Annotated in this window: 18 protein-coding genes and 1 pseudogene; 11 read left to right on the forward strand and 8 right to left on the reverse strand. The window is 70.7% G+C overall.

The genetic code is table 11. The annotated features are described in order from the left end of the window. Nucleotides 1-16 precede the first annotated feature (16 nt). Nucleotides 17-1,177 (forward strand): trans-sulfuration enzyme family protein, encoded by a 1,161-nt coding sequence (locus VYJ16_RS08960; protein WP_336349970.1) that lies wholly within the window; start codon nucleotides 17-19, stop codon nucleotides 1,175-1,177. A gap of 2 nt (nucleotides 1,178-1,179) precedes the next feature. After that, the gene (locus tag VYJ16_RS08965) at nucleotides 1,180-2,460 is read left to right on the forward strand and encodes a M20 family metallopeptidase (protein WP_336349971.1); all 1,281 of its coding nucleotides are present in this window, start codon (nucleotides 1,180-1,182) and stop codon (nucleotides 2,458-2,460) included. 54 nt (nucleotides 2,461-2,514) lie between these two features. On the opposite strand, the gene VYJ16_RS08970 is transcribed toward VYJ16_RS08965, so the two are convergent. From VYJ16_RS08970 to VYJ16_RS08980, 3 genes are all read right to left on the reverse strand, one after another. Next, nucleotides 2,515-3,888 (reverse strand): RimK family alpha-L-glutamate ligase, encoded by a 1,374-nt coding sequence (locus tag VYJ16_RS08970; protein ID WP_336349972.1) that lies wholly within the window; start codon nucleotides 3,886-3,888, stop codon nucleotides 2,515-2,517. A gap of 290 nt (nucleotides 3,889-4,178) precedes the next feature. Further along, nucleotides 4,179-4,463, reverse strand: a complete 285-nt coding sequence (locus VYJ16_RS08975; RefSeq protein WP_336349973.1) for a DUF357 domain-containing protein — start codon at nucleotides 4,461-4,463, stop codon at nucleotides 4,179-4,181. Between the two features lie 78 nt (nucleotides 4,464-4,541). Next, nucleotides 4,542-5,384, reverse strand: coding sequence for a serine protease (locus VYJ16_RS08980; RefSeq protein WP_336349974.1), 843 nt, complete (start codon nucleotides 5,382-5,384; stop codon nucleotides 4,542-4,544). Between the two features lie 170 nt (nucleotides 5,385-5,554). Between VYJ16_RS08980 and VYJ16_RS08985 the strand changes: the two genes are divergently transcribed. From VYJ16_RS08985 to VYJ16_RS09000, 4 genes are all read left to right on the forward strand, one after another. Further along, nucleotides 5,555-7,006: a TIGR00341 family protein gene (locus VYJ16_RS08985; protein WP_336349975.1), complete on the forward strand. Its 1,452-nt coding sequence runs from the start codon at nucleotides 5,555-5,557 to the stop codon at nucleotides 7,004-7,006. Then, a complete protein-coding gene (locus VYJ16_RS08990) occupies nucleotides 6,952-7,944 on the forward strand; it encodes a hypothetical protein (protein ID WP_336349976.1) in 993 nt (330 codons plus the stop codon). The genes VYJ16_RS08985 and VYJ16_RS08990 overlap by 55 nt, the downstream gene beginning before the upstream one ends. 108 nt (nucleotides 7,945-8,052) lie before the next feature. Continuing rightward, nucleotides 8,053-9,405 carry a glutaredoxin 3 gene (gene grxC / locus VYJ16_RS08995; RefSeq protein WP_336349977.1) on the forward strand — a complete coding sequence of 451 codons (1,353 nt, stop codon included), beginning with the start codon at nucleotides 8,053-8,055 and terminating at the stop codon, nucleotides 9,403-9,405. 61 nt (nucleotides 9,406-9,466) lie between these two features. Beyond that, nucleotides 9,467-9,757: a DUF7545 family protein gene (locus VYJ16_RS09000; protein WP_336349978.1), complete on the forward strand. Its 291-nt coding sequence runs from the start codon at nucleotides 9,467-9,469 to the stop codon at nucleotides 9,755-9,757. Between the two features lie 60 nt (nucleotides 9,758-9,817). Here the strand turns inward: VYJ16_RS09000 and VYJ16_RS09005 are convergent, their stop codons facing one another. Next, a complete protein-coding gene (locus VYJ16_RS09005) occupies nucleotides 9,818-10,510 on the reverse strand; it encodes a 2,5-diamino-6-(ribosylamino)-4(3H)-pyrimidinone 5'-phosphate reductase (RefSeq protein WP_336349979.1) in 693 nt (230 codons plus the stop codon). A gap of 71 nt (nucleotides 10,511-10,581) precedes the next feature. Next, the gene (locus tag VYJ16_RS09010; RefSeq protein WP_336349980.1) at nucleotides 10,582-11,019 is read right to left on the reverse strand and encodes a DUF3592 domain-containing protein; all 438 of its coding nucleotides are present in this window, start codon (nucleotides 11,017-11,019) and stop codon (nucleotides 10,582-10,584) included. A 145-nt stretch (nucleotides 11,020-11,164) separates the two neighbouring features. Between VYJ16_RS09010 and VYJ16_RS09015 the strand changes: the two genes are divergently transcribed. From VYJ16_RS09015 to VYJ16_RS09025, 3 genes are all read left to right on the forward strand, one after another. After that, the gene (locus tag VYJ16_RS09015; RefSeq protein WP_336349981.1) at nucleotides 11,165-12,442 is read left to right on the forward strand and encodes a Single-stranded DNA binding protein; all 1,278 of its coding nucleotides are present in this window, start codon (nucleotides 11,165-11,167) and stop codon (nucleotides 12,440-12,442) included. After that, complete coding sequence (locus VYJ16_RS09020; protein WP_336349982.1) at nucleotides 12,439-14,148, forward strand: RPA family protein; 1,710 nt, start codon at nucleotides 12,439-12,441, stop codon at nucleotides 14,146-14,148. The genes VYJ16_RS09015 and VYJ16_RS09020 overlap by 4 nt, the downstream gene beginning before the upstream one ends. Nucleotides 14,149-14,214: 66 nt before the next feature. Continuing rightward, nucleotides 14,215-14,967 carry a metallophosphoesterase gene (locus tag VYJ16_RS09025; RefSeq protein WP_379762513.1) on the forward strand — a complete coding sequence of 251 codons (753 nt, stop codon included), beginning with the start codon at nucleotides 14,215-14,217 and terminating at the stop codon, nucleotides 14,965-14,967. A 29-nt stretch (nucleotides 14,968-14,996) separates the two neighbouring features. On the opposite strand, the gene VYJ16_RS09030 is transcribed toward VYJ16_RS09025, so the two are convergent. Then, nucleotides 14,997-16,946 (reverse strand): hypothetical protein, encoded by a 1,950-nt coding sequence (locus VYJ16_RS09030; RefSeq protein WP_336349984.1) that lies wholly within the window; start codon nucleotides 16,944-16,946, stop codon nucleotides 14,997-14,999. 339 nt (nucleotides 16,947-17,285) lie between these two features. Here VYJ16_RS09030 and VYJ16_RS09035 point away from each other — a divergent pair, with 339 nt between their 5' ends. After that, on the forward strand, nucleotides 17,286-20,231 hold the full coding sequence (locus VYJ16_RS09035) for a DEAD/DEAH box helicase (protein WP_336349985.1): 2,946 nt from the start codon (nucleotides 17,286-17,288) through the stop codon (nucleotides 20,229-20,231). Nucleotides 20,232-20,286: 55 nt separating this feature from the next. Here VYJ16_RS09035 and VYJ16_RS09040 read toward each other — a convergent pair whose 3' ends face one another. Next, entirely contained in the window at nucleotides 20,287-21,117 is an 831-nt protein-coding gene (locus VYJ16_RS09040; RefSeq protein WP_336349986.1) for a TrmB family transcriptional regulator, read from the reverse strand. A 332-nt stretch (nucleotides 21,118-21,449) separates the two neighbouring features. Here VYJ16_RS09040 and VYJ16_RS22185 point away from each other — a divergent pair. Further along, a pseudogene (locus tag VYJ16_RS22185) lies at nucleotides 21,450-21,615 on the forward strand (helix-turn-helix domain-containing protein); the annotation flags it as partial. A gap of 227 nt (nucleotides 21,616-21,842) precedes the next feature. Here VYJ16_RS22185 and VYJ16_RS09055 read toward each other — a convergent pair. Further along, on the reverse strand, nucleotides 21,843-22,193 hold the full coding sequence (locus tag VYJ16_RS09055; RefSeq protein WP_336349988.1) for a DUF7344 domain-containing protein: 351 nt from the start codon (nucleotides 22,191-22,193) through the stop codon (nucleotides 21,843-21,845). Nucleotides 22,194-22,241 lie beyond the last annotated feature (48 nt).

A 22,241-nucleotide genomic window follows, 5' to 3' on the forward strand; every position in this document is an offset into this window, starting at 1 on the left:
CGCGAGAGGTGCGTGCATGGACGACCATCGATTCGAGACGCGCGAGGTACACTCCCACGAGCGCCGGGACCCGTTCGGGGCGCTCATGCCGCCGATCTACGCGAACTCGACGTACGAGTACGCGTCGCCGACGGAGACGAAGGCCGGGTTCCGGTACTCGCGGGACGCGGTGCCGACGCGCACGGCGCTGGAGGAGTCGTTCGCGAACTTCGAGGGCGGCGAGCACGCGAGCGCGTTCGCGTCCGGGATGGCGGCGATCGACGCGGTGTTCACGGCGACGCTGTCGGCTGGCGACCACGTCGTCGCCGCGGAGAACCTGTACGCGGAGACCCACGACCTCCTGACGGACGTGTACGCGGACTACGGCGTCGAGATGACGCACGTTCCCGTCACGGACACCGAGGCCATCCGGGACGCGATGCGCGAGGAGACGGCGCTCGTGTACTTCGAGTCGCCGACGAACCCCGTCCTGAACGTCGGTGACATCGCGGCGGCGGCCGACGTCGCGCACGACGGCGACGCCGCGCTCGCGATCGACAACACGTTCGCGTCCCCGTACCTCCAGCGGCCGCTCGAACTCGGCGCGGACGTCGTCGTGGAGTCACTCACGAAGTACCAGTGCGGGCACTCCGACGCTATCGCGGGCGCGGTCGCGACGAACGATACCGAGATCGCCGAGGACGTCGAGTACGTCCAGTACCGCCGCGGCGGTATCCCGAGCCCGTTCGATTGCTTCCTCGTCGTCCGCGGGATGAAGACGCTGAGTTCGCGGATGGACCGGCACTGCGAGAACGCTCGCAGGGTCGTGGACGCCCTCGTCGCGAACGAGCACGTCACCGAGGTCTACTATCCGGGCCTGGAGTCCCACGAGAATCACGACGTGGCGGCGCGTCAGATGGACGACTACGGCGCGATGATCGCGTTCGAACTCGAAGGCGACGTCGACACCGTCACCGAGTTCGCCGCGGGCCTGGACGTCATCACGCTCGCGGAGTCCCTCGGCGGCGTGGAGAGCCTCGTGGAGGTCCCGGCGACGATGACCCACCAGGACCTGTCGAGCGAGGCGCTCGCTGCGGCGGGCATCCCCGAGACGCTCGTCCGCCTCAGTATCGGGACCGAGCATCACGCGGACCTCGTCGCGGATATCGAGGGTGCCATCGCGGCGGCGTTCGAGTGACCATGCCCGGCGATGGCGGCGCGATGGGGGACGCGGACCACGGCGCTCGCTACCCGGACGACCTCGTCGCGCTGGCGCGCGAACTCGTTCGCATCCCGAGCGAGAACCCGCCGGGCGAGGAGCGCGCGGTCGCCGAGTACGTCGTCGAGTGGGCGCGAGCGCACGACCTGGACGCCGAACTCCTCGACACGCCCGGTTATCGCGAGCGTCCGAACGCGGTCGTCGTCGTCGGCGATCACGAGCGGGGCGGCGACGGGGCGGACGCGGACGCGCCGACGGTCGTCCTGAACGGGCACACCGACGTCGTCCCGGCTGGCAACCCGGCGGCGTGGACGCACGAGCCTTACGAGGCCGCGGTCGTCACCGAGCGCGACGACGACGGCTCCGAGCAGGAGCTGCTGTACGGACGTGGGAGCGCGGACATGAAGACGGGGCTGGCGCTCGCGCTCGTCACCGCGAACGCGTTCGCGGAGCGGTTCGAGGGCGACGAGCCCAGTGGCGCGCTCGACGGCGGCGCGGTCGTCGTCCACGCGGCGGCGGGCGAGGAGACCGGGATTCCGGGCACGCGGACGTGCATCGAGGAAGGATACGGCGGCGACTACGCGGTCGTCCTCGAACCCACGGACCTCCGGGTGGCGACGAGCGCGAAGGGCGTCGTCACGTACCGCGTCACGGTCCGCGGCGAGTCGACGCACGCGAGTCATCCAGACGAGGGTCGGAACGCCATCGACGCCGCGCGCCTGCTGTTCGACCGGGTCGACGAGTACGACGCCGAGCTCCGCGAGCGCGAGGACGACCTCGTCGGCCGCGGGTACGCGTCCGTGACGAGCGTCGAGGCCGGCACGACCGGGAACATGGGCGTGATACCCGACACCTGCGAGTTCCTCCTCGACCGGCGAGTGCTCCCCGGCGAGTCCATCGAGAACGTCGACGCGGAGGTCGACGACGTGCTCGCCGCCGCGGCGCGCGAGGACGACGTCGACGCCGAGCGCGAGACCGTCCAGTACTACGAGTCCGCGAGCATCCCCGCGGACCACGCGCTCGCCGACCTCGTCCGCGCGGAGACCGGCGACCGCGCGCCGAGCGACCCGTGGGGGATGACCGCCGCGACGGACGCCCGCGAGTTCGTCGCCGCCGGCATCCCCGCGGTCGTCTGGGGGCCCGGGAGCCTCTCGCAGGCTCACACCGTCGACGAGCACGTCGACCTCGCGGAGGCGCGGGACGCTCGCGGCGTCCTCGAATCGGTCGTCGAACGCGCGCTCGGCGGCGACCTCGAGAACTGACCGGACGAGCGGGCGGACGGCACTGGCGCGGGACGCGAGGCCGCGACCGCCACCTCACTCCTCGTGCCCGACCTCCGCGCGGTCCTCGACGCGCCGGCTGACGTCGAGGTGGTAGTTCTTCAGGACGTCCCGACCGAGCAGCAGGCGATGGGTCATGTGCGAGCGGTCCTCGATGTTCGCCGCGACCGTGTGCTGTTCCCCGCCGATGCCGATCACGAGGTCGACGACCGGCCGTCGCTTCGCGTCCTTGCTGCTCCCTGAACGGACGCGTGAGACGTTGTGGATGGGGCCGGCGCCGACGTCGGCGGCGAGCCGGAGGTCGATGCTCGTCCGCGTCGCCCCGGAGTCGGACTTCGCGACGACGGTCTTCGACCCGGTCGTGCCGGTGACGACGACGGTCTCGGTGAACCCGATGGTCGTCGCGCCCGCGTCCCGGACCGACTCGGGGACCGGCTTGCACGCCGGGACGGAGTCGTCGAGCGTCGACGCGAGCGTGTGCACGCGCTCGTCGTCCACGCTCCCACCGGCGTGCTCGATGGCGTGGCGCGCGATGTGCGGGGCTGGACTGTGCCCGGTGGCCTCGTAGAGGCCTTTGAAGCCCGCGGTCGGGTTCACCTCGAGGACGTACCACGCGTCGTCGTCGCCCTCGATGAGGTCGACGCCGGCGCAGTCCAGGCCGAGCGTCGTGGTCGCTCGGCGCGCGAGGTCGAACGCGGCCGGTGGCGCCGACCCGGTCGCGTCCTCGACGACGCCGCCGCGCGCGACGTTCGTCCGCCAGTCGCTCTCGGGGGCGTACCGATACATCGCGCCGACGACGTCGCCGTCGACGACGTACACGCGGAGGTCCCGCGGCGTCTCGCCGTCGCGACCGACGAGCGCCTGGAGGAACGCGCGCCGCTTCCCGACGCTCGCCGTGAGCTGTTCGGTCTCTCCGACCTTCCACGCGCCACCGCCGTGGGTCCCGATCGCGGTCTTGTACACGGCTTCCGGGCCGAACTCGCCGCGAACGCGGTTCAGTTGGTCGCCGCTGAGCGCGAACACCGTCTTCGGTATCGGGAGGCCGGCGTCGGTCAGCCACGCCGCGGTGGCGGTCTTGTGCGCGGCACGCGCCGTCGCCTCGGGCGCGTTCAGCATCGGACGGATTGCGCCGAGCGTCAGCGCGAGCCCCTGCGCCTCGGCGGGCTGGTCGGTGTTCGAGAGCAGGAGTCGGTTCACGACGACGTCGACGTCGGGCGAAAGCGTGGCGTGCTCGTCCTCGAAGCGGACGACGGTGTTCTCCGACCGCAACCACTCGGGGTGGTGGCCGAGTGCTTCCACGGCGTTCAGGATGGCTTTCGTCTCCTTGCTGTTGTGGAGACTCAGGACGCCGACGCGGACGTCGTCGTCTCCATCGGCGGGGCCGGCGGCCCGCTGTGTGCTACGTTCCAACGTCGGTCACCATCGGTCGAGTACACCGTCGACTACCGCGAGTATAGTTAGCCAACTCGTTCTCGGCGCACGGGCGAGCACGAGTCAGTAGTCGCCGCCAACTCGCCTGGAAAGGACCGCATACGTCGCCCGAGGCACGCCCGTCGTTCGGAGCGCGTCTGTCGTTCGGAGCGCGTCTGTCGTTCGGAGCGCGTCTGTCGTTCGGAGCGCGTCTGTCGTTCGGAGCGCGTTCGTTGACGGGGCGACCGCGACGACCGCGACGAGCGGAGCGACGGGCGCGACCGACGCGGTCACTGCGTGAACAGGTGGCCTTCGCGCGGGACGTCGAACAGGCCGACGCGCGCGCCGGCGTCGAGCCACGCGTGGCCGTAGGAGAACGCGGCGAGCGCGTTCACGGGGTCGTCGTTCGCGCGGAAGTGCTCGCCGTCGTCGAGGTACGACGCCGCCATCTCGAGGCACTCCAGGGCGGCCTCGCCCATCGGCGTGTCCTCGGGCGCGCACACCTCGACCTCGTCGAGCGCTTCGGCGAGGAGGTCGTGGTAGCGGTCGGTCTTCTCCTGGAGGTCCGCGGGCATACGGCGAACGTCACTCGCGGGCGACGTAAGACCGTCGTCTCGACGCCTCGAGCAGCACGTGGTTGCGTCCGGGTCGACCTAGCCGCGCCACTCGGCGACGGACTCCTCGACGGTCGCGCTCGGGACGGCGGAGGCGAGACGGTCCTCTTCGGGGAAGTCGGTGTAGACGTCGTCTGGCCGGTCGACAGTGTCGTCGTTCGGTGAGCGGGTCGCGCCGCTCACGCACCCGACGACGCGGCCGTCGAGCGTGACGAGCGGCGACCCACTGCTTCCCGAAGCGGTGGGGACGTCCGCGAGCACCCAGTCGAGGGACTCGCGGAACGTGCGGAACCGGCCGAGGCTGATGACCCAGTCACCGACCGCGCCCGGATGGCCGACGGAGACGACGGGGTCGCCTTCCGCAAGCGCGTCCACGTCCGTGGTCTCGAGTGCTGGCGGGGAGTCGACGTCGGTCCGGAGGAGGGCGAGGTCGGGGCGGAGGTCGCGCTCGTAGCCGACGCGCTCGGCCGTCCCGGTGCGGCCGTCGAACGTCTCGACGTCCATCGCCTGGAACTCGGCCGCGACGTGCGCGTTCGTGACGACGTAGCCGTCGTCGAACAGCCACCCCGTGCCGCCCGTGCGGTCCTGCGTGAGCTTCACGACGGACTGCTGGACGCGCTGGCCGACCTCGCCGGCGCGGTCCCGGGTCTCCGCGTCGAAGTCACCACCACCCGTGTTCGTCGACCCGGCGTCGTCGTTCGACGAACCGTCGCCACTGCCGAACGCGCCGTCGCCGTCCCCGAGCGCGTCGCTCGGGACCCTGACCTCGACGCAGCCAGCGAGCGAGCCGAGTGCCGGCACGCTCACCGCGGCGCTCGCTGCGCGAAGGAACTCGCGACGCGATCGACCGGATGGGTCGTCGATGGAGGGCGAGTCTGGCATCGGTGCCCGGAACTTGGTGCTCGCGGCAATGAACGCTGGGACTAACTGACACCTGACCACCATCTCTGTGCGAGTGGTGGAGACCTGACAGCCACGCGCCCGGAACTGGTCGACTCGCCGTCAGCAATTGAGGCTCCGGTCTTATCCCTCGGCGTGGCGAGAGTCCTCGTATGCGCGTCGTTCGGATCCTCGTCCCAGACGAGAACCGCTCGGACGTCCAGAAGGTACTCGAGGACGAGGGCGTCGACCACCTCCTCGTCGCACAGGACGAGGACACGGACCGGTCACTCGTCGAGTTCCCCATCCCTGCCGAAGGCGTCGACTACGCGCTCGAGCAACTCCGCGACGCCGGCGTCGACGACGAGTACGTCGTCGTCCTCGGCGCGGAGACCGTCGAGAGCACGCACTACGACGAGCTCGAGCAGCGGTTCGTCGAGAAGCAAGAGGAGGGCGACGCGATCGCGAGCGAGGAGATCCGATCGAAGGCCGTCGGGATGACGCCGAACGCCCGCACGTACCACGCGATGACGCTGCTCTCGGCGCTCGTCGCGACCGTCGGCCTCCTCCTGGACTCGCCGGCGATCGTCGTCGGGTCGATGGTCATCGCGCCCCAGGTCGGGAGCGCGATGACGGCGAGCGTCGGCGCGGTCGTCGGTGACCGCGACCTCCTCGTCTCCGGGATGAAATCCCAGGCGTACGGGCTCGGGTTCGCGATCGTGGCCGCGGCCGCGTTCGGCCTCTTCCTGAAGTCAGCGGCGTTCGTCCCACCGACACTCAACGTCGGGACCGTCAACCAGATCGCGTCGCGAATATCGCCGGGCTTCCTCTCGATCACGGTCGGGTTGTGCGCTGGTGCGGCGGGCGCGTTCGGGCTCGCGACGGCCGTCCCGGTGTCGCTCGTCGGCGTCATGATCGCGGCGGCGCTCATCCCGGCCGCGGCCGCGACCGGCATCGGCCTCGCCTGGGGGTACCCGATCGTCGCCGTCGGCGCGTTCGTGCTCCTCGTCGCGAACGCGCTCGCGGTGAACGTCGCCGCGCTCGGCACGTTCGCGTACCTCGGGTACCGTCCGGACGGCGGGCTCCGCGAGCTCCTCTCGGGGGACGTGGTCGTCACCGCGCTCATGGTCGGGATGCTCGTGTCGCTCGGCGTCCTCGGTGCACTCACCGCGCAGCACGTCGCGGTCGAGAACACGGTGAACGAAGAGGTCGGTGACGTCCTCGAGACGGAGCAGTACGAAGACCTCGGGCTCGTCTCGGTCCGCGTCGGGTTCTCGCCCGCTGCATCGATCACGGGCGAGCAGTCCGTGACGGTCGTCGTCAGTCGCCCTGCGGACGTCCCCTATCCCGACCTCGGCGGTGACCTCCAGGACGCGGTTCAGGACCACACGTCGGTTCCCTTGTCGGTGACCGTCGAGTACGTCGAGCAGGTCGAGAGTGACCGCCCGGCCGTCGCGCCGCAACCTCGGGTGGACCGGGCCGAGCCCGTCGACAGCTCCGGTGTGATTCGGGCGCGCGAGCGTCGGCCCGGGACAAGGCTTACGCGGACGGCGAAGCACGGCTGTGGTGTATGCGTCCCCCGAATCCGCGGCTCACCCTCCTCCTCGCCGGTATCGCCGTCGTGAGTCTCGTGGCCGCGGTCCCGCTCTCGGGGCCCGGCGTGCTCGGGTACGGCTGCGGTGGTGCGCAAGGCGTGGACCTCGACCGGAACGCGCAGGGCCAGTGGCTCGTCCTCCAGGGCGGCGAACTCCGCGACGGCGACACCGTCGTCGTGGCCAGGTACGACGACGACTGGCGGCGCCTCGCGCGCCTCGAACTCGAACTGCCCGCGAACGCGACCGGCGACGACGTCGTCCGCGCGACCTCGCTGACGCCCGCGCTCCCCGAGGGCGACGGGTTCTGGGTGGTGACGAGCGACGACCGCGCGTACAAGTTCTCGCGCGACGGGAGGTTTACAGGAGACGTAAACCCGGCGCGGGTCGTGCGCGAAGAGAGCGACCCCAGCGTCGACACCATCCCGGACGACGCCATCGACTGGGAGGACGAGCAGTACGGCGACGCCGTCGACGCGGAGTACGGCGCCCCGGAGTCCGGCGTCGACCGGAACTACGTGCTCGCGCGGGACGGGACGGTGCTCGCGTACACGTCGAACTGGCAGTACACGGGCGTCACGCACGAGGGCGTCGACGGGAACGACTGCTACGGGGAGCGGCCCGCGTGGCCGTCGGCGTTCGAACTCCTAGCCGCGTCGAGTGCGCTCGGGTTCGTGGGGCTCGCGCTCGCGAGCTGGGTGGCGCGCGACGACCTCGCGAGCGCCGCGGCGCTCGCCCTCGGTGGCCCCGTGGTCGCCGGGACGTTCTCGATGTACCTCCTGCCCGACGTCGCGACCGCGGTCTACCACCTCTCGGACGTCGCCATCGGCGTCGGCCTGCTCGCGCCCGTCGCGTGGGCGGCGTGGCAGACCCACGAGGACCCGGTCGCCTCGTTCCCCGCCCTCGCCTTGAGCGGCGCCGCGCTCGTCGCCGCTGGCGTCCGGTACCTGCTCGCGAGCGGGCTCCCGTGATACCTGCCCGCGAGCGACCTGCTGTGATACGCGTTGTCCTGCCGGGATTGCGGAGAGCGTACAGGATAGCACAACCGGTAAAGTAGTTCGGCGAGTACTGAACAATACATGACAGACTCGCCCCGCGTGGAGGTCTACACGAAGGAGAACTGTGGGTACTGCGACAAGGCGAAGGCGTTACTCGACGAGAAGGGCGTCGAGTACGAGGAGATCAACGTCACCGGCGACGAGGACGCCTTCGAGGAGATGGTCGAGCGAGCGAACGGCCGCCGGACCGCGCCCGAGGTGTTCATCGACGACGAACTCGTCGGCGGCTGGGACGACACGAGCGCGCTCGACCAGGAAGGCAAGCTGGACGAGAAGCTCGGAATTGCGTGCGCCGACGGCGGCGAGGAGATCGTCGAGCACCGGACGATGGTCATCGCCGGCACCGGTATCGCGGGGCTGTCCGCCGCGATCTACGCGGCGCGGTCGAACAACGACCCGCTCGTCATCGAGGGCGACGAACCCGGCGGTCAGCTCACCCTCACCACGGACGTCGAGAACTACCCGGGGTTCCCCGAGGGCATCAGCGGCCCGGACCTCATCAACAACATGAAAGAGCAGGCGACGAAGTTCGGTGCCGACACGAAGAACGGCATCATCGAGGACGTCGTCGCGGGCGACCCCGCGAACGGGACGCCCCACCGGGTCGTCATGACGAACGGCGACTGCTACACGGCCGACGTCGTCATCGCGGCGAGCGGCGCCTCCGCGCGAACGCTCGGCGTCCCCGGCGAGGACGAACTGATGGGGTACGGGCTGTCGACCTGTGCGACCTGTGACGGCGCGTTCTTCCGCGGCGAGGACATGCTCGTCGTCGGCGGCGGCGACGCCGCGATGGAGGAGGCGAACTTCCTCACGAAGTTCGCGAACAAGGTCTACGTCGCGCATCGCCGCGAGGAGTTCCGCGCGGAGGACATCTGGATCGACCGCGTCATGGACAAGGTCGACGCGGGCGAGATAGAGATCCTGAAGAACACCGAACTCACGGAGATCCACGGGAGTCAGGCCGACGGCGTCGACCACGTCACGCTCGTCGAGCACCCCGACGGACACCCGAAGGAGAAGCTCGACGCGGGCGACGAGTCCGTGGAGGAGTACGAGATGGACGTCGGCGCGGTGTTCTACGCCATCGGGCACACGCCGAACACGGACTACCTCGAGGGGACGGGCGTGGAGACGGACGCGGAGGGCTACCTCCTCACCGAGGGCGGCAAGGGCGGTGGGCAGACCGCGACGGGCGTCCCCGGTATCTACGGCGCGGGCGACGTCGTCGACCACCACTACCAGCAGGCGGTGACGGCCGCGGGCATGGGCGTGAAGGCCGCGCTCGACAGCGACGAGTTCCTCGACGACCTCAAGCGAGCGCGCACGAAGGCGGGCGCGGAGGGCGACGCGTCCGCGCAGGCCGACGACTGAGCGGTCGCGAGCCAGCACCCAACCCACAGGGGTTTTCACGTTCCTCCCCGTCTCGGGTGGTATGGCAGACGACGACGTCGAGACGATCACGATCAGTATCGAAGCAGATGGCGACGCGGACGAGGTCGAGCTCCCGACGGGGCTCGTCGACGTGCTCGCCGAACAGGGCCAGAATCCGGCGGAGGTCGTCGGCGACATCACGCTCCTCTCGTTCGCGTCCCGCGCGCACCACCTCGTCCACCACGGCGAGGGCGACGACCCGGAGCTCGACGCCATCGAGCAGGAGACGATGGCGCTCTTCGAGGAGCGCTTCGGCGTGACGTTCGGCGAGGCGACCGGCCACCAGCACTGACGCGCTGACCGAACGCCGTTCTACGTCCTCTCGACGCTTCAGCGACCGCGAGCGACCGCGCTATCGGTCTTCGGGAGTGTCGACGACGTCGTATTCGAGGAGGACGCCGTCGTCGACGCGCGTGACGTCGCGGAGCGAAAGGTCGACGAAGTCGGGCGTGGTGAAGCCGTCGCCGTCGGCGAGCGTCGGGGCGTCCCGGCCGCCGACGACCATGGAGCCGACGTAGACGGAGAGTTCGTCGACGAGGCCGGCCTCGAACAGCGAGAAGACGAGTTCGCCGCCGCCCTCGACCATCACCGAGTCGACGCCGCGGGCTTCGAGCGCGGCGAGCGCGGCGGCGAGGTCGACGCGGCCGTCGTCGCCCGCGGGGACCGCGACGACCTCGGTGGTCTCGCTCGTGAGGCGCGCGCGCCGGTCGCCCGGGGCGTCCTCGGTGGCGAGGACGTACGTCCGCGCGCGGTCGTCGACGACCGCGGCGTCCGGTGGCGTCCTGGCGCGCGAATCCACGACGACGCGCGCCGGCTGACCGGGTTCGCCGCGGCTCTCCCGGTCCGCGACGCGGTCGTCGGCCTTGACCGTGAGGCTCGGGTCGTCCGCGAGCACGGTGCCGACGCCGACCGCGACCGCGTCGCTGTCCGCGCGGAGCGCGTCCACGCGGTCGAAGTCCGCCTCGCCGCTGATGGCGACCTGCCTGCGCTCGCGCGAAGAGAGCTTCCCGTCCACGCTCGTCGCCGCGTTCACCACCACGTCCATACCAGCCGGTTCGGAGGGCGCGCGTAGGAGGGTTTCGGTGACCGACGAGGCGGTGACCCGATGGCGCGCGGTCAGAGCGCGAGCCAGACGCCGACCGCGATGGCTGCGACGCCGATGACGACGATTCCGGGGATTGCGACGCGGTACGTCGCGCGGACGCCCGGGTCGGGGAGGGTCGCCTCGCCGGGGTGACCCGGGGGAACGTCGACGCGGACGGTCGCGCCCTCCCGGTACGCCGCCGGGACCTGCGGGACTCCTTCGGCGTCCGCGAGCGACGGCGGGTGGACGACCGCGTCGCTCTCGTACCGCCCGCCCTCGTACCGGTAGCTGTAGGTGACGGCGAGTCCGCGGTCCGCGCCCGGGTTGACGGCGTCGACGACCGCGGCGTCCGTGACGGTGGCGTCGACGTCCCCGGGTTGGCCGCGGAGGACGCGGTTCCACATCGAGCCGGCAGCGGCGACGAGGACGACGCCGACCGCGATAGACGACGCAGCGAGTGTTCCGACCATGCCCGCGACGTCGGCGGACGCGATGTTATGGATTTCGGCGCTCGCGGCGACCGGAGCGACTGGGGCGAACCGCGGCACTGGTACCGGGCGCGCTCGCCCGCCACCCCGCGAACGTTTTATAAGCTGATAGGGCGAAAACGCGTCCATGAGTCTCGACGACCGCGCCGAGGAGCTCGCCTCCGACCTCGGTGTCGACAAACAGGAGGTCAAAGAGGACCTCGAGAACCTGGTGTCGTACAGCGTGCCGATGGACGAAGCCGTGCAGAGCCTCCGCCGGAAGTACGGCGACGGCTCCAGCAGCGGCGGGAGTTCGTCGCCGACGGCGAAGGACGTCGCGGACGTGACCACGGAGAGCGGGAACGTCACGCTCACGGGGCGCGTCCTGATGGTCGGTCGGCGCTCCATCCGCTACCAGGGCGAGGACCAGACCATCTACGAGGGCGAACTCGCCGATGCCACCGGGAAGATCGACTTCACCGCGTGGAACGACTTCGGCCTCGAGACGGGCGACACGCTCCAGGTCGGGAACGCGGGCGTCCGCGAGTGGGACGGCCAGCCCGAGTTGAACCTCGGGGAGTCCACGAGCGTCAGCAAGCTCGAGGACCCGCTCGAGGTACCGTACGACGTCGGCGGCGACCGCACCGTCCGGGACCTGTCGCCGGGCGACCGCGGGCGGACGGTCGAGGTCACCATCGAGGAGGTCGAGCGCCGCACCATCGACGGCCGGGACGGCGAGACGGACATCCTCAGCGGCGTGCTCGCCGACGAGACCGGACGACTGCCGTTCACGGACTGGACGGCGAACCCCGTCATCGAGAACGGCGGGAACGTCCGCGTGGAGAACGCGTACGTCCGCGAGTACCGCGGCGTCCCCGAACTGAACGTCAGCGAGTTCTCGACGGTCACGGAACTCGACCGCGACATCGAGGTCGGTGACGCGGTCGCGGCCGACAGCATCTTCGACGCGGTCGTCGGCGGCGGCGTCTACGACGTCGAGCTGTCGGGGAACGTCATCGACGTCCGGGACGGCTCCGGGCTCATCCAGCGCTGCCCCGAGTGCAATCGCGTCGTCCAGAACGGCCAGTGCCGGAGTCACGGCGAGGTCGAGGGCGAGGACGACATGCGCGTGAAGGCGATCCTCGACGACGGGACGGCGACGACGACCGTGGTGCTCGACCGCGACCTCTCCGAGCGCGTCTACGGCGGCACGCTCGAGGAGGCAAAGGACCAGGCGCGGGAGGCGATGGACCAGAAGGTCGTCGCGGACAGCATCCGCGAGGAGATCGTCGGCCCCGAGTTCCGCGTCCGCGGGCACCTCTCGGTCGACGAGTACGGCGGGAATCTCGACGCGAGCACGTTCGAGCGCGTCGAGGACGACCCGGCTGACCGTGCGCGTGCCTTCCTCGCGGAGGTGAACGCATGACGGAACTTCCCGGGAATCGCGAGACCGCGTACCGCGTGTTCGCGGCGGAGTTCGACGACGCGACCGTCGACTACCAGGAGTCCGACGAGGAGCGCGCGCCGAACTACGTCGTCACGCCGACGGGCGCTCGCGCGAACCGATTGTTCGTCGTCGGCGTCCTCACGGAGATCGAGAGCGTGAACGACGACGTCCTCAGGGCGCGCATCGTCGACCCGACGGGCGCGTTCGTCGTCTACGCCGGGCAGTATCAGCCCGACGAGATGGCGGCGCTCGAACGCCTGGAACCGCCGGCGTTCGTCGCGGTGACGGGGAAGGCCCGGACGTTCCAGCCGGAGGACTCGGACCGCGTGTTCACGAGCATCCGCCCGGAGAGCATCACCACGGTCGACGCGGCGACGCGGGACCGCTGGGTGGTGCGGACCGCAGAGCACACCGTCGAGCGCGTCGGGACGCTCGCCGCGGCCGCGGGCCTGGACGCGTCCGGCGACGACCTCCAGCAGGCGCTCGAGGGCCGCGGCGTCGCGGCGCCGACGGCGTCCGGGGCGGCGCTCGCACTGGAGGGCTACGGGACGACGCCCGCGTACCTCGCGGGCGTCCGCGAGCTCGCGGTGGACGCGGCGGAGGTCGTCGCGGGCGACCGCGACGAGGTCGAGGCGTACGACCGAACGCCGGGCGAGGAGGGCGACGGCACGCACTCGTACGCGGACCTCGCCGGCGACCTCGGCGACGCCGCCGACGCGGCGAGCACGCGCCCGGACCAGCCGGCCGCCGCCGACGCCGCGACGCCGACCGACGACGACGCGACGCCGGGGTCGACGGACGCGACCGACGCGCCGAGCGCCGGCGAAGCGGTCGACGCGGACGCGACCGCGGACGCGGAGCCGGCGACCGAAGCGAACGCCGCCGCTGACGACGACGCGACCGACGACGCGGCCGACGACGCGGAGGCACTCGACGCTGCGAGCGCTGGCGAGGACGCGACCGAATCAGAGGGCGCGAAAGCGGCCGAGGACGTCGACGCGGACGACGCGGTCGAGTCGACGGCCGGCTCGGATGCGACCGGTGCGTCCGAGCCCGACGCGGCCGAGTCGGTGGACGCGGAGACGGACGACGCGGACGCGACGGACGCTGCTGGAGACGCCGCAGACGCGGACGCGGCAGCGACGGACGCGGACGAGGACGGCGTCGGCGACTTCGAGCCGGGGTCGCTCGGCGGTGACTCCGACTCGACGAGCGACCAGATGTACGAGTTCGACGAGGAGGAACGCCAGGAGATCGAGGAGGAGTACGGGACGGAGTTCTCGTCGGGGAACGACGTCCCCGACCCCGAGGAGAGCGACCTTGACGCGCCCGACCCCGAGCCGGACGCGGCAGCGGATGACGCCGAACCAGCGGCTGAGACCACGGATGAGGCGGCCGCTGCTGACGACGGCGCGACCGAGGACGGGACCGATGACGAGACGGACGCCGGTGCCGATGCGGACGAGACGGACGACGAGCCCGCGGAAGACGTCGACGTGGACGCGTTCCTCCTCGACGCGATGCGGGACATGGACGACGGCGACGGCGTCGACCGGGACGCCCTCACCGAGCACGTCGTCGACGAGACCGGTGCGAACGCCGAGACCGTCGACGACGCGATACAGGACGCGCTGATGGGCGGACAGTGCTACGAGCCCGAGGACGACGTCCTGAAACCCATCTGAGGGATGAACCGTGACGCGGGCGACGAACCGAAGCCGGCGGGCGGCGCCGCGCAAGCCGCCTCGCCGGTGACCGCGGTCGAGCCGGTCCCGGATGCGCCGGCCGCGGTCGTCGACGCGGACGGTCGACGACTGCTCGCCATCGCGGACTTCCACGCGGGTATCGAGTCCGCACTCCGCGTCGAGCGTGGCGTGAACCTCGACTCGAACGCCGACGAGCGACGCGAGCGCCTGCAGGCGCTCCTCGCGGACACCGGCGCGACGGAACTCGTCGTCGTCGGCGACTTCATGCACTCGATCGGCGGCCCCGGCGGCGCGGAACGCGGCGAGATAGAGGTGCTCGTCGAGTCGCTCTCGGTGCCGGTGACGGTCGTGAAGGGGAACCACGACGGCGACCTCGGCGAGTGGGCGGCGGTCGACGTCACCGACGCCGCCGGCGTCCGCATCGGCGACGTCGGGTTCGCGCACGGCCACACGTGGCCCGCGCCCGAGGTCCTCCGCGCCGACGTCGTGTGCGTCGGGCACGAGCACCCGCAGGTCCGCCTCACGGACGAGGTCGGCGGGAGTCGCGTCGAGCGCGTCTGGCTCCGCGGCGGCCTCGACCCCGTGGCGTTCGCTGGGCAGTACGACGCCGGCGAGCTCCCGGACGCGGACGCGGCGGGTGACCTCGTCGTCTTCCCCGCGTTCAACGACCGCGCGGGCGGCACGTGGACGAACGTCGACGGCCGCGGGTTCCTCGCACCGTTCCTCCCCGACGCGCTCCGCGACGGCCAGGCGTACCTCCTCGACGGCACGCGCCTCGGTCGCTACGACCGAATCTGAGAACAGCTCGCCGTCGCCCGCCTCGTCCCCTAGTCGTCGTCCTCGACGCCGTCGACGGGTTCGAGGGCCTCACCGCCGTCGCCGACGGTCGGCGTGGAGTCGGCGGCGCGTTCGCGTGCGAGGTCCGAGCGGACCGCCGCCAGGTCGGATTCGAGGGTCGCGACGCGATCGCGGAGTTCGCGCATCTCGGTGCGGAGCGCTTCGAGCTCGCGCGCCGGCACCTCGACCATCTCGCCGACCGCCTCGACGTCGGCGGCCGCGGGGTCCTCGCTCGCGTCGCCCTCGACGGGGAGGTCGCCCTCCGCGTCGTGGACGTCCGCGTCGCTCGCGTCCACGAGGTCGGTAGCGTCCACGTCGTCGCTCGCGTCCACGAGGTCGGTAGCGTCCACGTCGTCGGCGTCTGCGGTCGCGTCCTCGTCCGCGTCGGCGGCGAACTCGAACGCTGCCACCTCCGCCGGGTCGGAGTCGTCCGCGTCGACGCTCGCTCCGTCGGCAGCCCCCTCGCCGTCGTCCGCGGTCACCGCGTCGTCCTCGGCGTCGTCGAACTGGAGGACGTCCTGCTGGTCGTCGTCCGTCGACGCGTCCGCGTCGAACGCGCCGTCGGCGGCGAATTCGAGTTCCGTCGCGTCCGCGCCCGCGGTGTCGTCGAACGAGAACGCGTCGTCGTCGCCGTCGACGCTCGCGGGAACGAACCCGTCGGCGTCGTCGCTGGCGTCGAACGCGTCGTCGCCCGCGACGAGGTCGTCGATGCTCGGCTCCTCGCTCGTATCCACGCCCGGCAGGTCCAGGTCGCGGAGTTCGTCCTCCAGGGCGTCCGTGTCGGTCTCCTGCTCGAACTCCGCCTGGAGCTCCGAGAACCGTTCCCCGTCCGCGTTCAGGACGACCTCGACGTCCTCCTCGTCCGGCTCGATGGACACCTCCTCGGTGCCCTCGCGGGCCGCCGCCTCGGTGTCCTCGTCGGGTTCGGCGTCGATACCGGTCGCGTCCTCGGGGTCGCCGACGAGCGGTGACACGAGCGCGTCGGTCACCTGCTCGCGGTCCGTGAGCGCGTTCAACACCGCGTCAGCGCCGAGTGGCGTTTCGACGACCGCGTCCACGGTCGCGCGCTTCGCGTCGCCCGTGATGCGTCGCGCGACCACCTGGAAGGCGTTCGCGAGCTCCTGGAGGAGGAGCGCGCCACCGCCGCCGTGATGCGTGTCCGTGAGTGCCGCACGGAGGTAGACGTGGTTCTCGCCGATGCTCTCGGCACCACGACCACTGTCGCCGTCGGAACCGTCGTCGGCGTCCGTCTCGTGGTCGAGGAGTTCGTCGAGGTCCGCGTGCGTCGGTGCGGCGACGCGGCCCGTGCCGCGTCGCTCGACGGGATACGCCCACGCGTGGTCGCCCATCGTTCCCGACGGTTCTGTGGCGTCCGCGTCGCCGTCCGCTCCGTCGGGCGCCGGGAGCGCCGTCGCCGGTTCCGCGGGTTCCGCTCGCGCCCCGGTCAGCGCCTCCTCGACGTCCGCGCGAAGGTCCTCGAGCGCGCTCGGGCCGACGCTCCGCAGCGAATCGTCCACGGTCGGTAAGCGAACCTCGTCCCCGACCGGGTCGAGCGAGGGCGCGTCGGGGTTGCTCGCGACCTTCACGTCCGGGCCCTTCAGGAGTTCGTGGACGCGACTCGGGTCGTCTATCCAGATACCGTACAACGTCACGACCGGTCGTTCCGGGTCCAGTCGCGTGGTGAACGTCACGCGGCCGTCCTCGAACGCGGTCCACTGGTCGGCGCCGAAGTCCGCGTGAACGCCGACGCGGTCCGGGTCGACCGCCGCCGGCAGGTGGTCGACGACGCGAACGCCGACCGGGTCCGCTCGGTCGCTTCGAATCTCGAACTTCAGTGCCGGCAGCGCGAGCGTGTCGAGGTCCAGTCCCTTTCGGACGGTCACCCCGTCACTGGTGGCGTCGACCGTGTGGTCGCCGTACCAGCCGGCTGACGCGTGCATGAATACTCATTCGGGGATACACTGGTATAGGACTGCCGCTCAGTTGAATACAAGCGCTGGTTGAAACCAATGGTTATCTGGTAGGGTCGAAAGCATGAACTCACATGGCGACTTGCTGGCCACGTCGCGACCTGCTTGAAACCGCGTGCCGGCACGACGGTAACGTCCCCTTGAAGCCGCCCCGCCGGTCGCCATCGCGGTTCAAGCCCCGCCTGAACCGGTCGTCGTCGGCGCGGTTCGAACTCCGCCTGAACCGGCCGTCGCCGGAGCGGTTGGAGCCCCATCAGGACCGGTCCTCGCAGCGCGGCGCTTATGCTCGCGGCGTCGCTAGAGCCGTCGATGACAGCACGCGGCGAGTCGGCGTTCGGCGTGCTCGGGGAGACGGTCCGCGAGGCCCTGGCCGAGCGCGGGTTCACGGAGCCGACGGCGACGCAGCGCCGCGCCATCCCGCCCATCGCCGCCGGCGAGCACGCGCTCGTCGTCGCCCCGACGGGGACGGGAAAGACCGAGACCGCGATGCTCCCCGTCTTCGACGCGCTGGCCAGCGAGGCGCCACGCGCCTCGGACAGCCGAGCGGGGAGCAACGCGACCCGCGAGGCAAGCGACCAGGACGTCCACGGTATCCGCGCGCTCTACGTCACGCCGCTGCGGGCGCTGAACCGCGACATGCGCGACCGCCTGGAGTGGTGGGGCGAGTACCTCGACCTCGACGTCGACGTCCGTCACGGCGACACCACGGACTACCAGCGCCGCAAGCAGGCGACGGACCCGCCGGACGTGCTCGTGACGACGCCCGAGACCGTGCAGGCGATGCTGACGGGGTCGCGCCTGCGGGAGGCCCTGTCGGACCTCGAGCACGTCGTCGTCGACGAGGTCCACGAGCTCGCCGCCTCCAAGCGCGGCGCGCAGCTCGCGGTCGCGATGGAGCGCCTGCGCGCGCTCGCCGGCGACTTCCAGCGGATCGGCCTGTCGGCGACCGTCGGCGACCCCGAGACCGTCGGCGCGTTCCTGACGGGGAATCGGCCGTGTGCAGTCCGCGAGGTCGACGTCGGCTCCCAGCTCGACCTCCGCGTGTACGAGCCCGAGATAACGGACGAGGACGCGACGCTCGCCGGGAAGCTCGCGACGACCGAGCGCGTCGCCTCCCACGTCCGCGCGATACGAGACCTCGTCGCCGATAACGAGTCGACGCTGATATTCGTCAACACCCGCCAGACTGCGGAGGCGCTCGGGTCGCGGTTCACCGAACTCGACCTCCCCATCGGCGTCCACCACGGGAGCCTCTCGAAGGACGCCCGCATCGAGGTCGAGGACGCGTTCAAGGCCGGCGAGCTCGACGGCCTGCTGTGTACGTCGTCGATGGAGCTCGGCATCGACGTCGGCCGCGTCGACCACGTCGTCCAGTACCAGAGCCCGCGGCAGGTCACCCGACTCCTCCAGCGCGTCGGGCGCGCCGGGCACCGCAGCGACCAGGTCTCCCGGGGGACCATCGTGACGACCCGGGAGGACGACACGTTCGAGGCCGCCGCCATCGCGCGGCGCGCGAAAGCGGGGGAGGTCGAGCCCGCGGGCATCCACGAGGGGAGCCTGGACGTCGTCGCGAACCAGCTCCCGGGGCTCGCGATGGACGGCGACCACGCCGACGGCGGCGCCGACGCCGCGTACGGGCCGAGCACGGTCGGCGAGGAACAGGACGGCGTCTCGGCACGTGCCGCGTACGAGCTCGTCTCGACCGCGCAGCCGTTCGCGGACCTCTCGGAGGACGCGTTCCGCGCGGTCGTCGAGGAACTGCACTCGAACCGCGTCGTGTGGCTCGACGAGGCCGCGGATCGCATCGAGACCGCGGGCGGGACGCGCCAGTACGTCTACCAGAACCTCTCGATGATACCCGACGAGGAGACCTACGACGTGAACGACGTCGCCTCCGGCCGCCAGGTCGGGACGCTCGACGAGCGGTTCGTCGTGAACTTCGCGCAGCCCGGGGAGGTGTTCGTGCAGCGCGGCGAGATGTGGCGGATCGTCGAGGTGGACGACGACGACGGCGAGGTGAACGTCGCCCCCATCGAGGACCCCGCGGGCGAGGTGCCGTCGTGGACGGGCTCGGAGATTCCGGTGCCGCCGGGCGTCGCGGGCGAGGTCGGCGAGATGCGCGCGGTCGCGGGGCCACAGTTCGAACGCGGTGCGCCCCGTGACGCGGTCGCGACCGAGTTCGCGGGCCGGTATCCGGTCGACGAGGGGACGATGGCGAGCGCGCTCGACCAACTCGAACGCCACGTCGACGCGGGCGCACCGATGCCGACGAGCGATTGCTTGGTCGTCGAACAGCACGGCCGCACCGTCGTCGTGAACGCCGTGCTCGGACACAAGGCGAACGCGACGCTCGGGCGCGTCCTCTCCTCGATGCTCGGCCAGCGCACGGGGTCGTCGGTCGCACTCGAGACGGACCCCTACCGGATAGAACTCGAACTCCCGAGCGGCCTCGGGACGCCCGAGGTCGTCGAGGTCCTCAAGTCGACCGACCCCGAGCACGTCGAGGCCATCATCGAACTCTCCTTGAAGCGCTCGGACGCGCTGAAGTTCCGGCTCAGTCAGGTCGCGGCGAAGTTCGGCGCCTTGCGGACGTGGGAGGGGTCGACCGACGTCAGCCCGCAGTACCTCGTCGCCGCGCTCGAGGACACGCCCGTCTACGACGAGGCGGTGCGCGAGGTGTTCCACGAGGACCTCGCCGTCGAGCACGCCGGACGCGTCCTCGACGCCATCCAGACCGGCGACCTCGGCATCGAGACGGTCGGCGAACGCACCCCTATCGGGACCGCCGGCCACTCGTCGGGGAAGGAGTTGCTCGCGCCCGAGAACGCGGACGCGAGCGTCGTCCAGACCGTCAAGGACCGCCTCCAGGACGACCGCGTCGTCCTGCTGTGCGTGCACTGCGGCGAGTACAAGAAACAGACGAAGGTCCGACGCGTCCGCGACCAGCCCGAGTGCGCCGAGTGCGGGTCGACGCGGGTCGCCGCCCTCTCGCCGTGGGACGACGAGACCGTGCCCGCGGTGCGCGCGAGCGAGAAGGACGACGAGCAGGACGAGTTGACGAAGAAAGCCCACCGCAGGGCGAACCTCGTCCAGTCCCACGGCAAGCAGGCGGTCGTCGCACTCTCGGCGCGCGGCGTCGGCCCCCACAACGCTGCGCGCATCATCGGCCAGCTCCGCGAGAACGAGACCGACTTCTACCGCGACATCCTCGCCCAGGAGAAACAGTTCGCCAGGACGCGCTCGTTCTGGGACTGACGCGTCGGTCGCTCCCCGCAGACCCGACGGCGTCAGCCAGTCGTCCAGCTACCGGCTACGCTTCGCCCTCCACCGGGTCGCCCTCGGCCAGCAACCCGGTCGCCATGAGTCGTCGAACGAGCGCGACCAGGCCGTTGTCGAACCCGCGGCCGAACACGCCCTGTTCGTGCTCTCGGCCCTCGCCACCGCCCGCGGTGAACGAACTCACCAGTATCGCCTCGCGGTCCGCGAGCAACAGTCGACTGATCTGGGTGTCGTCGTCGGCCACCGACGACCGCCCCAACCATTCCAGTCCCGACACGAACACCTCGACCGCCGGAAGTCGCTCCTCGATGTCGCCGCGGAGGTCCTCGTCTATCGTACCGACGACGACGTCGACGCCGCGATCCCGGGCTGCGTCCAACAACTCGGCGAGCCGGTCGGTGAAGATACTCTCGTGGCCGATCACGAGGATCAGTTCGCTCGTCGCACCGTCGATTAGCTGTTCCGTCCGACTCGAGAGTCCCTGGTCGCCCGATATCGCCCACACCTCGTGGGTCGCGTCGGTCGTCTGCGCGTCGTCGGTCGGCTCGAGGTCGTTCAGCGCCTTCCGGAGCGACTCGGTGCGTTCCATGTACTCCGACTGGAGCGTGTTGATGGCCTCGTCGATGTCGACGGCGCGGAACACCTGCGGGTTCGAATGCTGGGTCTCGACCAGTCCCTTCGACTCCAGGACGCGTATCGCGTCGTAGACGCGCGTCCGTGGCACCTCCGAGGTCTCGCTTATCTCCTTGGCCGTCCCGCTCTGTCGGCGTGCGAGCGCCACGAACGATTTCGATTCGTACTCCTTGAGTCCGAGCTGTTGAAGCAGGTCGATCGCATGTTCGTGTTCTGTGATGTCATCCATTGGTCCCAACCTTGACGTCACCATGCTATTCGCGTCGGGGGGGCTTTAGTACGTTGCACCGGGAACCCGTCCTGTTACTCATATAGTCACACAAACAACCCTGGGTATCCCTGCTCCGGGCAGTATTGCCTGGTGTCTGAGAAACCGTTCACCCGATTAATCACAATACACCTTTGTGCTAGCGGAACGGAGCAAACAATGGCAGGTAGCGACAACTCTGGTCCCAACCTAATTGTCGCTACCTGCCTGGAACCACCGTACTCGGTGGTTTTCACCATACTAGTGACACGAAGAGGTCCGACGATTCATGCGACCGCGCGCGGTCCACGGCCATCACGCAACTCAAAGCGCTCGGGCTGAGTACCTACGCCGCCCGAACGTTCGTCGCACTCGTCAGTCTCGGCGAGGGCACCGCCCAGGACGTGAGCGACGTCGCCGAGGCCCCCCGGACGCGTGTACGACGCGGCCGACGAACTCCGCGAGCGCGGGCTCGTCGACGGCAACGGCGAGTACCCGCCGGAACCGCGCGACGAGACCGCCATCTGGGGCGCCGGGGGGTCGAACAGCCTCGTGGTCGTCCTGAAGGCGCTGTTCACCTGGCAGCTCGACGAAACCCGGGAGTGACGCGGGCGACCGAACCGCGACCACCCCTCACTGTTTCAATGCCCCGTAGCCGACGCTCCGCGAGTGCAATTTCGATACGACGACGGGGCCGACTGGCGGTGTCAGGACTGGTCTCTCGATGCAGCGTCCAGGCCGTCGTCGATCGTGTCCAGCAGGGAGCGCACCGCCTCGAACGCGTGGCCGCGACGGACGACCCCCTGCGACGTGTCGTACTGGATGACGTCCGCTTGCGCCAACGCCGGCAGGTGGCGGTGGTGGAGCTGAACGCGCGGCTCCGGCCGGGGACCGTCGCTCGGGACCGCGGCGGCAGCGTCGTCGAGCGCGGTGGCGAGCCGTTCGACCGTCGTCTCCGTGCGCTCCCCCGCGAGCCGGTCGACGATGACCCGTCGCTCGTGGTCCGCAAGCACCCGGAGCGCTCGCTCGGTCGAAATCGACTCGCCGTCGCCGTTCATCGCCGATCCCTCACCTCCATTTCCCAAGCTTGCGTGAACATGTACACC

This window comes from Halorubellus litoreus (assembly GCF_037081675.1).
Lineage (GTDB): Archaea > Halobacteriota > Halobacteria > Halobacteriales > Natrialbaceae > Halorubellus > Halorubellus litoreus.